This is a genomic window from Mycobacterium sp. ST-F2 (genome assembly GCF_001905655.1).
Taxonomy (GTDB): domain Bacteria; phylum Actinomycetota; class Actinomycetes; order Mycobacteriales; family Mycobacteriaceae; genus Mycobacterium.
On the sequence record NZ_JMHT01000056.1, the window covers coordinates 1 to 11,874 of the forward strand.

At 62.6% G+C, this 11,874-nt stretch carries 13 protein-coding genes and 4 tRNA genes; 7 read left to right on the forward strand and 10 right to left on the reverse strand.

Annotated features, from left to right (window positions below):
- Positions 1–80: 80 nt before the first annotated feature.
- Positions 81–1,070 carry an SDR family NAD(P)-dependent oxidoreductase gene (locus EB75_RS19370; protein WP_073696943.1) on the reverse strand — a complete coding sequence of 330 codons (990 nt, stop codon included), beginning with the start codon at positions 1,068–1,070 and terminating at the stop codon, positions 81–83.
- A 32-nt stretch (positions 1,071–1,102) separates the two neighbouring features.
- A complete protein-coding gene (locus EB75_RS19375; RefSeq protein ID WP_073696944.1) occupies positions 1,103–1,894 on the reverse strand; it encodes an SDR family NAD(P)-dependent oxidoreductase in 792 nt (263 codons plus the stop codon).
- Between the two features lie 80 nt (positions 1,895–1,974).
- Here EB75_RS19375 and EB75_RS19380 point away from each other — a divergent pair, with 80 nt between their 5' ends.
- Positions 1,975–2,697, forward strand: a complete 723-nt coding sequence (locus EB75_RS19380) for a MerR family transcriptional regulator (protein ID WP_073696945.1) — start codon at positions 1,975–1,977, stop codon at positions 2,695–2,697.
- A 3-nt stretch (positions 2,698–2,700) separates the two neighbouring features.
- Here EB75_RS19380 and EB75_RS19385 read toward each other — a convergent pair whose 3' ends face one another.
- Positions 2,701–3,159, reverse strand: coding sequence for a PaaI family thioesterase (locus EB75_RS19385; protein ID WP_286150251.1), 459 nt, complete (start codon positions 3,157–3,159; stop codon positions 2,701–2,703).
- A gap of 51 nt (positions 3,160–3,210) precedes the next feature.
- Positions 3,211–3,286: transfer RNA gene (locus EB75_RS19390), tRNA-Lys, on the reverse strand.
- Positions 3,287–3,449: 163 nt separating this feature from the next.
- On the opposite strand from EB75_RS19390, the gene EB75_RS19395 reads away from it, so the two are divergent.
- The 3 genes from EB75_RS19395 (at position 3,450) to EB75_RS19405 (ending at position 3,735) form a co-directional block, all read left to right on the forward strand.
- Positions 3,450–3,522 (forward strand) — tRNA-Glu (locus EB75_RS19395).
- A gap of 34 nt (positions 3,523–3,556) precedes the next feature.
- Positions 3,557–3,633: transfer RNA gene (locus EB75_RS19400), tRNA-Asp, on the forward strand.
- Between the two features lie 25 nt (positions 3,634–3,658).
- Positions 3,659–3,735 (forward strand) — tRNA-Phe (locus EB75_RS19405).
- Between the two features lie 14 nt (positions 3,736–3,749).
- Here EB75_RS19405 and EB75_RS19410 read toward each other — a convergent pair.
- From EB75_RS19410 to EB75_RS28900, 5 genes are all read right to left on the reverse strand, one after another.
- Positions 3,750–4,925 (reverse strand): tyrosine-type recombinase/integrase, encoded by a 1,176-nt coding sequence (locus EB75_RS19410; RefSeq protein ID WP_073696946.1) that lies wholly within the window; start codon positions 4,923–4,925, stop codon positions 3,750–3,752.
- Positions 4,926–5,361: 436 nt separating this feature from the next.
- Complete coding sequence (locus EB75_RS19425; RefSeq protein ID WP_073696949.1) at positions 5,362–5,592, reverse strand: hypothetical protein; 231 nt, start codon at positions 5,590–5,592, stop codon at positions 5,362–5,364.
- Positions 5,589–7,118 (reverse strand): FtsK/SpoIIIE domain-containing protein, encoded by a 1,530-nt coding sequence (locus EB75_RS19430; RefSeq protein ID WP_142239709.1) that lies wholly within the window; start codon positions 7,116–7,118, stop codon positions 5,589–5,591. The genes EB75_RS19425 and EB75_RS19430 overlap by 4 nt, the downstream gene beginning before the upstream one ends.
- Complete coding sequence (locus EB75_RS28895; RefSeq protein WP_142239710.1) at positions 7,115–7,573, reverse strand: hypothetical protein; 459 nt, start codon at positions 7,571–7,573, stop codon at positions 7,115–7,117. The genes EB75_RS19430 and EB75_RS28895 overlap by 4 nt, the downstream gene beginning before the upstream one ends.
- Before the next feature lie 55 nt (positions 7,574–7,628).
- Positions 7,629–8,480, reverse strand: a complete 852-nt coding sequence (locus EB75_RS28900; protein ID WP_142239711.1) for a hypothetical protein — start codon at positions 8,478–8,480, stop codon at positions 7,629–7,631.
- Positions 8,481–8,955: 475 nt separating this feature from the next.
- Here EB75_RS28900 and EB75_RS28515 point away from each other — a divergent pair, with 475 nt between their 5' ends.
- The 3 genes from EB75_RS28515 to EB75_RS19445 all read left to right on the forward strand — a co-directional run bounded on the left by EB75_RS28515 (position 8,956) and on the right by EB75_RS19445 (position 10,797).
- Positions 8,956–9,327, forward strand: coding sequence for a hypothetical protein (locus EB75_RS28515; RefSeq protein ID WP_142239712.1), 372 nt, complete (start codon positions 8,956–8,958; stop codon positions 9,325–9,327).
- 42 nt (positions 9,328–9,369) lie between these two features.
- A complete protein-coding gene (locus EB75_RS28905) occupies positions 9,370–10,224 on the forward strand; it encodes a hypothetical protein (RefSeq protein WP_073696951.1) in 855 nt (284 codons plus the stop codon).
- Between the two features lie 117 nt (positions 10,225–10,341).
- A complete protein-coding gene (locus EB75_RS19445) occupies positions 10,342–10,797 on the forward strand; it encodes a helix-turn-helix domain-containing protein (protein WP_073696952.1) in 456 nt (151 codons plus the stop codon).
- 598 nt (positions 10,798–11,395) lie between these two features.
- On the opposite strand, the gene EB75_RS19455 is transcribed toward EB75_RS19445, so the two are convergent.
- A complete protein-coding gene (locus tag EB75_RS19455; protein WP_073696954.1) occupies positions 11,396–11,608 on the reverse strand; it encodes a hypothetical protein in 213 nt (70 codons plus the stop codon).
- Between the last annotated feature and the right edge of the window lie 266 nt (positions 11,609–11,874).

Here is an 11,874-nt window from a genome sequence, read left to right on the forward strand (position 1 = left end):
GCCAGGGGGGCGGGGTTTCGGGGGCCGCCCCGCCGAGCCGGCTCGGCAAGCAGTGAGTTCAGGTCCATGACGATCCTTTTCTATTCCGCCGCAACGGTTTCAGCTGGCTCGGCCGGAGTCGACTGCGCCGCGGCCGATTCGCCGAACATGCCGTAGACCTTGTTGCGCACCAGGTCGAACGGCCGGGGGCTGAGGGCGTCGGTGAGGGCGGTCAGCTGCCCGGACGGCGGGCTGAGCCGGCGCGGGCGGTGCATGATCGCGTCGCACAGGGTGGCCGCGGCCTGCTCGGGGGTGAGAGTGGGGAAGCGGTCGTACATCTTGGTCGGGGCAATCATCGCGGTCCGCACCAACGGCATGTGCACCGTGGTGAAGGTGATGTTCTCCGACACCGTCTCACCTTGCAGCGTGTCGCACAGTCCGTCCAGTGCCGACTTGCTGGCGATGTAGGCGCCGAAGCGCGGCAGCTTGGTCTGCACACCGATCGACGACACGTTGATGATGTGCCCGAAGCCGCGCTCGCGCATGCCCGGCGTGAACTTCAGGATCAGCTGGACCGGGGCGAAGTAGTTCAGCTGCATGGTCCGCTGGTAGTCGTGCATCCGGTCGTGGGACAGCTCCAGCGAGCGGCGGATGGAGCGGCCCGCGTTGTTGATGAGGATGTCGACGCGGCCGAGGTCGGCCAGCACCTGGTCGGCCATGGCGCCGATGGCGTCGAGGTCGCTCAGGTCGCACGGGTACACGTGCGCGGTGCCGCCGTCGGCGCGGATGTCGTCGGCGACGCGCTCCAGGTTCTCCCGGGTGCGGGCCACCAGGACGACCTCGCCGCCGGCGGCACCGATGCGGCGGGCGGTGGTCTCACCGATGCCGGCCGAGGCGCCGGTGATGACAACGATCTTGCCCGCGACGGCGTCTTCGAGCGTGTAGCCGGTGAGGGCGTCGACCACGGTCTGCAGGTAGATCGGACGGGTCTTGATCGGGGTGTTCATGACGCTCGCAAAGACGGCGAGCGGCTTGGCGCTGACGGCGGCGACAGGCTTGGTCGCCAGGGCGGTGATGTCGGAGAGGTTCATGGCGGTGTTTCTTTCTTGCGTGTGGTGGTGGGTTAGCCCAGAGCCCGGCGGGCGAGGCGGAGGGCGGGCAGCAGCAGGGCGTGGGGAGTGATGGAGCCGGTGATGGCCATGAGCTTCACGACCGCGCCGGGCACGATCTGGCGGGCGCCTCCCTGCATGCCGTCAACGGCCTGGGTCGCGACATCGACAGGGGAGACCTGCGCCGGTCGGAGGCTGAATTCGTGTGCCGAGGCGACCTCGGCCCATTCGGTGGGGACCGGTCCGGGGCACAGCGAGGTGCAGGAGACGCCGGTGCCGCGCAGCTCTTCGTGCACGGCTTCCGAGAACGAGTTGACGAACGCCTTGGAGGCGCCGTAGGTCGCCATTGACGGCATGGGCTGGAAGGCAACGACGGAGGCGACGTTCAGGACGGCGCCGGCGCCGCGCTCGACCATGCCGGGCAGGACGGCATGGGTGAGTTCCTGCACCGCAACGACATTGACCTCGACCTGCTCGCGCTCGCGGTCCATCGGCAGCGTGTGGAAGGCGCCGCTGGTGCCGAAGCCGGCGGAGTTGCAGAGGCCGGCGACCGGCCGGGTGCGGAGCTCTTCGATCAGGGTCTGGCGCTGCGCGGCGTCCGCGAGATCGCACGGCCGCACCGTCACGCCGACGCCGTGCGCGGTGCGCAGTTCCTCGGCCAAGGCGTCGAGGCGGTCCTGACGGCGGGCGACCAGGAAGAGGGGGTAGCCGCGGGCGGCGAGCACGCGGGCCAGTTCGGTTCCGATTCCGGACGAGGCACCAGTGATGACGACCTCGGTGGTGCCAGAGGGCTTCGGCAGAGTCATGTGGCTCTCATTTCATGTCGACGTGTGACTGTGCCAGTAACACTGGCACAGTGTGAATGTTGGTGTCTATACTTCGTGCCATGACAGATGTCACAGTCGAGGAATTCACCATCGACGAACTGGCCGCGCGCACCGGCACGACGGTGCGGACCATCCGCTTCTACAACGAGAGCGGCCTGCTCCCGCCGGCTGAGCGGCGCGGGCGCCTCGCGTATTACGGTGCGCCGCACCGCATTCGGCTGGAATTGGTGCAGCAGCTGCAGCAGCACGGCTACACGCTGGCCGCCATCACCAAGGTGCTGGCGCGGCTGCCGGAGGGGGCGACGGCCCACGACCTCGCCGTGCGTGCGGCACTTCTCACACCGTGGAGCCCGGCCGAGGACGAGACCGTCGACCTACGCGAGCTCGAACAACGCGCCGGTCTGTCGCTGGATGACCGGGCACTCGACACTCTCGATGCTTTGGGGGCGATTCGGCGATTGGATGACGGCCGCTTCAGCGTCCGGCAGTCGGTCCTCGGTGCCGCGATGAACCTGCGTGACACGAACGTGCCGGCCGACGACATCCGGCGCCTGGCCGGCGTCGTCGACAAGCACATCGACGCCCTCGCCGCCGAGGTGACGGACGTCGTCTTCAGTCGGATTCGGGAGGCCGAGGACCCCAACGTGTACCTGGGCCGGATCGCCAAGGTGGTGCCGAATCTGCGGCCGCTGGCCGCGCAGATGATGGCCGACCGGTTCACGGCTGCGATCAACCAGGCGGTGCAGGAACGCGTGGCGGAACTGGAGATTCCGGCGAAGTAGGCGTTACTTCCGCCGGAGTTGGCAGGTCGCCCTGGTGGTGGCGACGACCGTGCCGTCGGTGTCGGTGATGACCGCTTCGACGACGTACTCCGACTTGCCGTTCTGCGCGGCCTCGGCTGCGATCCGTGCGATGTCGTCGGCGCTCAGCTCGGCCTGCGCCCGCACATCGGATTTGGCCGGTGCCTTGTACTGGATCGACATGTCTTTGACGAGCGGGAAGAACTGGCTCTGGTCGAACGCGGTGATCGCGAGGATCCCGCCGAGCACCTCGGCGACCGTGAACAACACGCCGGCGTACATCACGCCAAAGTGGTTGCCGTTCCCCGCGATTGGGGCCGTTGTCGCGGCGAAGCCGGGGCGGACCTCGACGACTCTGACGCCCAGGCCGTGGGCCGACGGGATGGTGGTCGCGAACATCGAGTTCATGAACTCGAGCTGGGCGGCGTCGGCGCTGTTCGTCACGTCGCCAAGGCTATCCGCAGCGGTTAGTCCGGCTACTGATTTTGTGGTTTGTGGTGCCCCCACCAGGGCTCGAACCTGGGACCTGCGGATTAAAAGTCCGTAGCTCTACCGACTGAGCTATAGGGGCGTGGGACACAGGATACTGCGTCCCGTGACGCGGCCTCCGGGGTGGCCGGTTGTGCGGCGGCAGGCGGTCTGTAGTGCCGATTTGGGTCGTGAGGCGGTCGTGCCCTAAGCTATCGAAGCTCCCAACGGAAACGTTGAGAGTGCCCCCGAAGAGATTCGGATTGGCCCCCATCGTTTAGTGGCCTAGGACGCCGCCCTTTCACGGCGGTAGCACGGGTTCGAATCCCGTTGGGGGTACGCAACGCGAAAGCGAAGCAAATGCAGTACGTAAGGCCCTGTGGCGCAGTTGGTTAGCGCGCCGCCCTGTCACGGCGGAGGTCGCGGGTTCGAGTCCCGTCAGGGTCGCCAGAACGGCGAGGCAACTTGCCCTTCCGGCCAGGTAGCTCAGTTGGTACGAGCGTCCGCCTGAAAAGCGGAAGGTCGCCGGTTCGATCCCGGCCCTGGCCACCATCAAGAAACCCCAGCTAGTCGGTGGTTTCGTTACTCTGTTCCAGCTCATCGTTAAAGGTCAGTTGCCCATTCAAGTGGGCCAGTGGTGGGCCACCATGCCGCGCGTTAGCGATATTCGTTGGACGTGCAAGCGTGTCGAGTGCGTCGGCCACGGCGTCGAGGTCATGGTCGTACAGGTCGGCGTAAGTGTGTGCGGTGACGGTGATGGAAGCGTGCCCGAGGGTCTTCTGCAAGAGGCGTAGGTCTGCGCCAGCGGAGCGTGCCAGCGACGCATATGTGTGGCGGAGATCGTGGATGCGTAAGTTGGGGCGGTTGATCTGCCTTTTGGCCTTCGCCCATGCCACGTCGCGGACCCAGTTCTCCCGGCGCAACAGGGAGCCATTGGGCGAAGTGAACGCCGGGTCGCCGCCGGAGCGGCCACCGATGCGCGTCTTCAGCAGACCGATGACTTTCATTGGGATCGGCACCGTCCGTATGCCAGATTTGGACTTCGGCGCACCTTCGACGAGCTTGCCGCCAACAGCCGTGATGGAACGGCGGACTCGGATACGCCGCGCCGCCAGATCGACGTCCGACACGCGCAGGCCGGTCAGTTCACCCCACCGCAGCCCGGTGTAGGCCAAGACGGTCACTATGTCCCCCTGCGTTCCGCAGAGCGTGGCGAGCTGGTCGACTTCATTGGCAGTCAGGTACACATGTTCGCGTTCTCGGAGTGGCGGGAAAGTCGTCCCAGCGCACGGGTTGCGGACGACCCAACCCTCATCGAGTGAATAGGCCATGACCATACGCAGTACAGAGTGCCGCCAGCGCAGCGTCCGCGGGCCAACTTCATCGGCCATTCCATTCACCCATGCCTGCACCGAATGCCTGTCCACCTGGGTTACCGACCACACACCGAAATGGGGTTGCACCGCGAGGCGGTAGCAGTCCACATAACCACGGCGAACCTTCGCCGTCAGATCAGCGCGTGAGGCCAGCCAGCGCTGGTAGGCGTACTCGACAGTGATCGCGGCACCGCGCTTCGGATCGACAACGATTCCACGTGTGTGAGACGTGATGACCTCGGCTTCGAATGCTCGCGCCTCGGCCGCTGAGCGGAAGACTCGTCGCCGTTTGATCCGGCCCGGGACCCGCCACTCGACGCGCCACCGCGGTTCACCACCCGAGGTCAGGTACTTGGTGATCGACACGATCAGGCCTACCGTGGCCCGCTGACGTGGCAAGCCTCTATCCAGGCCACGACATCGCGACGGAGCCACCGACGCCGGCGGGGACCAAGTTGAACGTGCGGCGGACCGTACGACGGCAAACCGAGTTCACGGCGCTGCGCGTATTCATGGAGCGTTGAGACGGAATATGGCACCAACACGCTGACCTGGTGCGCTGTCAGGAACTCGAAATCGTCAGCATCACTGGATATTTCACGAATAATACGCATCTACGCGCTCCCTCTTGGCTCCCGCGGGACCGCTGACGCGGTCCCTTGCGACTGAATGATGTGGTCCCATACGAACTCGACAGTCGAAGCGTCGGCGAACCGACTATCAATGAAATCTGCCGCTCGAAATAGGCTCGCTTCATCGTCAAACGTCAACCGAGCCGTCAGCATGAATTTCCCTCTCGCCACTACGTTCTCCTCAACCTGTCGTCGCACAACTGCACGTCGATACGTCTTCTCAGGTCATCGGCGGTATCCGCCAGAGCGCATAGGAACTCAGCGTTTGGGTCGACCTCGGCTCGCCAGCGCTGGGTTTCCGCGTACTCAGCAAGTGCATCGGTGATCACGAACGCCTCGTGGCTGTCACGGTTGGCGCTGATCGCCAGCTCGACATGGAACACCTCGTCGTAACCGGTCATCGGTCGTGTCCTTCGCAACGTGGATCAGCAACCAGGCTCGCGTAGTACGAGCACCATTCGGCGACTGCGTCGTCTGGAACAAACGGAGAACGGATCCGCGCAAGGTGACCAATCCCATCGGCACAGACGGCGAGCCCCTGTGGCGCCGCGACCGGCGTGACGGGCGATTCAGCCGCCGACCACGCGTCGCCGAGCACCGCTTCTGCAGCCTGTCGCGTCGGCACCGAATAGCACAGCTTGATGCCGGCGCAATCTCGGAGCGACGTCGGCAGGTTGTCAGCCGTCGGCTTCTGCGTGGCGAGAATGCATACCAGTCCAGCCGAGCGCCCTTGTGCAACCAATCTCTGTAGCAGACCTATGATCTCGTCGACGAGTTCACGAGCCCCCTTACTCGGGTGATAGGCCTTCGACACGAATGCCTGGACCTCATCGATGCACAAGACGATCAGCGGCATGTCGTCGCCCGGACCCAGGTCCCAAAAGTTGGAAGAGCCACGGTGATTCAGCATCCTCGCAACTCTGCGTGCTCGTTCGGACTCGAGAGAGCGCAGCAGCGCGATCACCGCCTCAAGATCGTCGACCGTGCTGATGTACTCGAAGCACCTCGCGGCCAATGGATTCCAATCGGACCCGCCTTTTCCATCCACGACCGCCAGCTGGACATGTGGCAGTGACGCCCACGCGGCCATCATCGAACGCAGCGACCCGGTCTTGCCGGACCCTGGCTGGCCACCAACCACAACACCGGCCCTGTTCGCAAGGGGAACATCCACCCAGGATCCGTCCCCGTCAACGCCGACGCGGAGTGACCAGTCAATAGGCGGCACCGGTCGTGCGAGCACGAGTGAGCTGTGCAATGGATCGGCGGCGGGAGCCGTCTCCGTGTGGCGGTGGCTCAGATCGAGCACGCCAGGTTTCGGTGACGAGAGAAGCAGCTCCACGCCAAACAGATGCGGTAGCTCTCCCATTGCCGCTTTCCATGCCATCGCGGTCCCCGGCAGCGGGCGAAACCGGACAGTGTCGACTGTGTCCCCGGACCGCGCCTCGATCGCGGTCGGCCGCTGGACCGTGCCATCGTTCAACCTGAACAACAGGCCTCGGCTGATCAGTACGTCGTCGAAGTCGGTTAGCCGACCCGTCAGTGATTGATGGAGAAGCCTGAGTTGGTGGCCTTTCTTGAAGACCGCTGGTGCACTTTTGCGTGAAGTCGCAACTGCGACCAACGCAATCCCGACGAGTAGTGCTACGGGCCACAGGCTGGATATGAGCTTGATGAACAGCCACCCCGCTCCGATGAGCGCGGGCACGACGAACAGCGAACCCACGGCCGCCTCGCTGTCTCGTGTGACTGCGGCCGTCAGCACTCCGATGATGACGCCGACAACGATCATCAAAACGGCAGGTGCTGCTGCGTGGAGCCCAAACCACGACATCAAGCCGAGAGCGATGAGCCCCCTGGACCACAGGCATCCGCTACTGATGTCTGACACCATTTGCTGCTGATCGTGACCTGTACGGGCGCTCACGATGCGGCCCGCTGCTCACGCACGGCAGCTTTCGCGGCTGCCAACAATTCAGTGGCGTTACCGATGTCACTCACACCAGTAATCCCCGTGATCGTGGCCCGTGTTGCACCAAAATCACCGCCGCGCACCGTCATTCGCAGTGACCCGGTGATTTCGATCAAAGTCCCAGCGGGCGGAAGAGCGCTGGTGAGCGGCTCAGGCGCGATCACTGTCGCACCTTCCACCCATCCGACCAGGCTGCCCGCGACAGTCGCGGGGAATACCGCCAATTCAGTGCCGGATGCGTCGGTCTCTACGCCGACCGCGACTCGGGTGCCGTCTGCGCGTGTGCTGTAGCGTGACCGCGCCCGTGCAGGTCCAGCCACCACAACTCGAAGCGAATTACCAAGTGCCAAATCCATTTTCGAACCTTCCTGTTCGGATTCGTGCCGGCTAATCCGGTACTGATCCAACATTTCCAGCCGGTTGGCCCACCGACTAGAGGAAGTCGCAAATGTTCGAAATTGCAGGTCAGGGGGTATAAGTCCGCCGTTTCCGGCCAATGACCGGCGTTCCTGGCGGTGCCGACGACAACCAGACCGTGCCGCGATCTGCAGATTCGATTAGCTCGCCGATCGTGCGAGTCATGTCGTGAAACGAGGTGAACAAGGTGTTCGCGTCATCGAGCAGTTTTGGAACTCTTGCTGAAACGCCCTTCGAGGCAACCCATGGTTCGGTGAATCGGCGCCACGACGCCAACGTTGATTGGCGACCATACTGGCTGCCCCACCGGCCCAGAACCCGCCCGATTTCGGCTGGAGTGGCACCCGTACTGGCGAGTCTTCGTGCAAGGCGAGTCCGGTCGCGCGTCGTCAATACCCCGCCAGCCAGTCGCCTCAGTTCTTTCCACGCATTCTCGGTATCCGAGAATGCGTGGACGATGGCCCCCTCTGGGACATGCGCAGTGATCTCGAGCTGAGCTCCGAGCTCGTCAGTCAGCGTGTCGATATGTTTCTGGACTTGTAAGAGCCAGGGGATATGCACGTCGAGCAGTGCTCTGATCTGGCTTCGCGCCGCTTCAAGTGAGTCATCGACCACTTGCCCGCGAAATTGCATGGCAGCCTGCTCGACACATTCGGCCAATGCCTGGCGGCCGGCCGTTGTAGTTGTTTCTCGCCCGCCGCGGAGCGACGGCCCGGCGAAGACCAATCGGCGCAGCATCCCGCGATCTTGAGACTGCCCGAGAGCACTGTCGATGCGCTTGGCGGCGACGCCAGCTCGCAAAGCTTTCGATGTTGCAGTTCGAACTGTCTGGAGACCGCCGGATAGCGTTTCGGAACTTGCAACCACCTGGGCAAGATCGTCGTCCACGGACTGGCCCATGATCGTAGCCTAGCTGCATTCTGCGGGTAACCGCATTGAGCGGCGGCCATAAATTGGCACCACCCGGACTTGGTGCGTGATAGCGACCGGTGCCGCCATCCGCGAGAAGGCTTGCGGTGGAACGGCCATCCGCGCAGGGCGCCAAAAGGAAGCTCGATCCACGTTGGCAGTGTCACGAATTGACAGTCATTAATCTAGTGCGCCACTCGGTATTCGGTGATGCCAGAATATTTCTTGGATAAGCATGTATAGCACTGCTAGCGACGCTATACATGGGGTCATCGCTATAAAGTAAATCGCCGATTGCACTAATTGTGCTGCGTTGCTTCATATGGCAGCTATGCATGGTTGTAGAGCTAGATTGTCAATTTTATGGGGTCATATGTCAACGTTTAGTTGACCGTACTCTGAATTCCCGTTCAGTCAGTTATTCTCTTGGCCGGTAATGCAATGCATCGTTTATGGGGTGTCGAGAATGAAATACATTTCAGGCGAGAACGGCATGGCTGTGCTCGAACTAAGTCGGAGGAACCTGACCATACTTCTGGCGAAGTTGGACGACCCGCTTTCCGCGTGCGCGTTGGTGGCGCCGGACGGTCAGCTCATGGTTCGAGTTGTTGAAGAAGAGGAGTCTGCAGCAGTTCGCCTTGCCCGGTTGAGCGAGGGTGTAGTCCAACTGACTCGCCGTGAAATCCGCTGTCTACTAATGACTTTGGATCGTGGTTGCAGAACGCGCATAGGGAAGAACATCGGAAACGTGTCGATCCGGGCGGTCGAGGACCATGAGCATTACCACGATCGGCGGCCAGGACTGATGTGGATGCCATCGTTAGGGGAGATGTTGTGAGCAGAGTGTCCGAGTACCGCCCCTACCCGCCGCGTTGGTCCAATGACTGACGACGACATCGTCCCGCCGGAACTCACCGAGACCGAGAAGGCTCGGCACCGCGCTGCGCATGCTGCGTCCGCCGACCTACGCGCGGCATTCGAGACCGGCGACCAGGACGAGCGTTACGCGGCTGCTGGGCAGTTCTTGCAGGCTATTTCGAAACTTGATCCCACTACCCGCGACAAGCTGCACGTCCCCGACGACGCGGGGGAATACAGGTACGACCTCATAAGAATGATGCTGCGCATCCCTGATCGTTGGGGCCGCTGGATCAGATGCGAAGCCGGCTGGTATCCGCTGATCACACAACTCGACCAGCAGTTGGCAGAGCTAGACCCCGCCTATGAGCTATATCAGTGCAAGGAGAAGTTTGGCGAACTGCGCTACTACGCGCACACCGACCGCGAGGACGTACGCATTGCGTTCGATGATTTGATCAGCGCGGCGGAACGCCGCAGTGCCGTCACTTGCGAACTTTGCGGCGAGCCCGGAGCCTTGCATGTCGGGAGCTTCAGCTGGCTACGGACGCTGTGCTCGGCGTGTGCTGTCACACACAACTTCGGCTTGGTCGGAGAAACTGTCGAGGAACTCACCCCGGAGATGCGTGGCGTCTGGCGGGTGACCACGCGCGGAAGCGAGCACATCTGGGATCTGAACCGTGGCCGATACACGCGTCTACCGGGTCCGGGCAGTGGGTCGGGGCCCATGCTTGGCGACGGCGATTCCAATCGGATTACACAGGTCGTGCGATGGCCACGGGTCGGCGATCGATCACATGTCGCTTTCGAGTGGGATGACGCGAGTGACCAGTGGAGGATAAGCAGCCCCATCTCGAAAATAGAGCGAATCTATTGATCGTGGCTGTGACCGCTTCCACTCCGTCCGACGCTGAGTCCGCATTCGAAACCGCCAGCGTCGCCCTATATGAGGTCCGTTATTTCGAAACTCGCGGGATCTAGGGAGTTACGTGTCATGGAGATCGATGTGGAGGCTGCGATAACGCTCGTCGTAGAAGACATCGCCTACAAGGCCCTGATCCGACAGTCCCGGGCACGACTGCACGCCATCGAAGAAATGCGCGACGCGAAACAACTGAGCTTGGCTGGCAAGAGTCAGAGAGAAATCGCCGAAGTCCTTAACACCACCCAATCACGCGTGCATCGGATCCTGCGAGGCGCCAAGGTGATAGGCAAATCCGCAACGCCCGAGGAGGTGATCCTTCGAGCCACCGTCAATCGGACTGCGCGCGAGCTGCTGGTTAAGGAACTCGGCACCATGCATTACACCTTCGCGACGTGCGCGCCGTACCCGCATGAAGGGTCAATCCCAGGAACCTGGTCACAGGTTGGCGCCGCGCATGTGCTCGGCTTGCTCAGCGACGAGGAGTACGAGGAAATCTGTGCCGCTGTCAGACCACCAGTTCCGTAGCCAGGTCCACACCCAACTGCCGCTCACACCTTGTTTTCCCAAGCGCGGAGCCAGCCAAAGGCGATACAGAAACTGAGCCCTCCAAGTTCTCTATATGCGCGAAACGGTCAAGCGGCTTGTAGATATCCACCAAAGGCTGCGATGCCTGGGACCGCGGGGCTGTATCGCTTGCGGCATTGCTTTCCGGGTCGGTGCCCGAGAGGGTTCTAGTCAGGTTTCGGTTCGGGTGCCGCCACCGAAATGTCGTTCGACGCGAACGCCAGCAAGCTCAGCGTGATCCAACGTGGCGGTGCACGTTAACGGCGGCATCCACAATTAGGGCGACAGCTGGGCAGCTAAGCGTCGGTCAGGTTGGCCGCATGGCCTTCTCGGCGATCGGCGGGGGGCTAACGCCTACGGGGAAGCACGATTCGGGATCTCTGCACCGTGGACCCATCAGGCAGATCCGCGCGGAGCCCGAGAACCTCAAACTGATCGGAACTCGCGTTGACCGTGGCGATCTGCACGTTCATCGCGCCCGGGAAAAGTTCTGCGAGTGCCTGTTGCAGCGCTTCTGCTGTCTCGATACCCAGCTGAACTGGATCGGCATTGCCCACCGTCAGCTGCCTCGGTGTTTCTGAACGAGCTTGCGGACTTCGGCGTCGTTGGGCGTGATTCCCATGGCTTTCATCTGCTTCTTGACCTCGTCGATGGCGTCCGACTCGGTGCCGCCCAAGGGGATCTGGATCCCCGCCGAGAATTTCCTCTCGAGGTCACGTCGCAGCTTGGCCATGCCGGCTTTGTTGAGGACAAACTTTCCGGAACTACTCATCTGACGTCTCCTTGCTTCAAGCCCTGGCGCGGCCAGTCCGCAGTCGGTCTCGGAAGTAAGTCCAACATGCTCCACCGACAAGCTCCTCGGCCCGTGCTGACCTGTTCCCTGTGTGCGGTACACCGGGAACAGGTCACCTTCACGACCGAATACGTGAGGCAGAGACAAATATCTGAGCTGTCTCGTTTCTCTAGATTCGAGACTGAGGATGTCCCGTGTTGACGACGCCTGAAAACTGACCCCCTGTCGACGGGTGAATTTTGACC

Coding starts and splice junctions, on each gene's coding strand:
- EB75_RS19425 (WP_073696949.1), bottom strand. CDS start 5,592: ATGACCGGTTACGACGAGGTGTTCCATGTCGAGCTGGCGATCAGCGCC.
- EB75_RS28905 (WP_073696951.1), top strand. CDS start 9,370: ATGACTGACGACGACATCGTCCCGCCGGAACTCACCGAGACCGAGAAG.
- EB75_RS28900 (WP_142239711.1), bottom strand. CDS start 8,480: ATGGGCCAGTCCGTGGACGACGATCTTGCCCAGGTGGTTGCAAGTTCC.
- EB75_RS28515 (WP_142239712.1), top strand. CDS start 8,956: ATGAAATACATTTCAGGCGAGAACGGCATGGCTGTGCTCGAACTAAGT.
- EB75_RS19375 (WP_073696944.1), bottom strand. CDS start 1,894: ATGACTCTGCCGAAGCCCTCTGGCACCACCGAGGTCGTCATCACTGGT.
- EB75_RS28895 (WP_142239710.1), bottom strand. CDS start 7,573: ATGTTGGATCAGTACCGGATTAGCCGGCACGAATCCGAACAGGAAGGT.
- EB75_RS19370 (WP_073696943.1), bottom strand. CDS start 1,070: ATGAACCTCTCCGACATCACCGCCCTGGCGACCAAGCCTGTCGCCGCC.
- EB75_RS19445 (WP_073696952.1), top strand. CDS start 10,342: ATGGAGATCGATGTGGAGGCTGCGATAACGCTCGTCGTAGAAGACATC.
- EB75_RS19380 (WP_073696945.1), top strand. CDS start 1,975: ATGACAGATGTCACAGTCGAGGAATTCACCATCGACGAACTGGCCGCG.
- EB75_RS19455 (WP_073696954.1), bottom strand. CDS start 11,608: ATGAGTAGTTCCGGAAAGTTTGTCCTCAACAAAGCCGGCATGGCCAAG.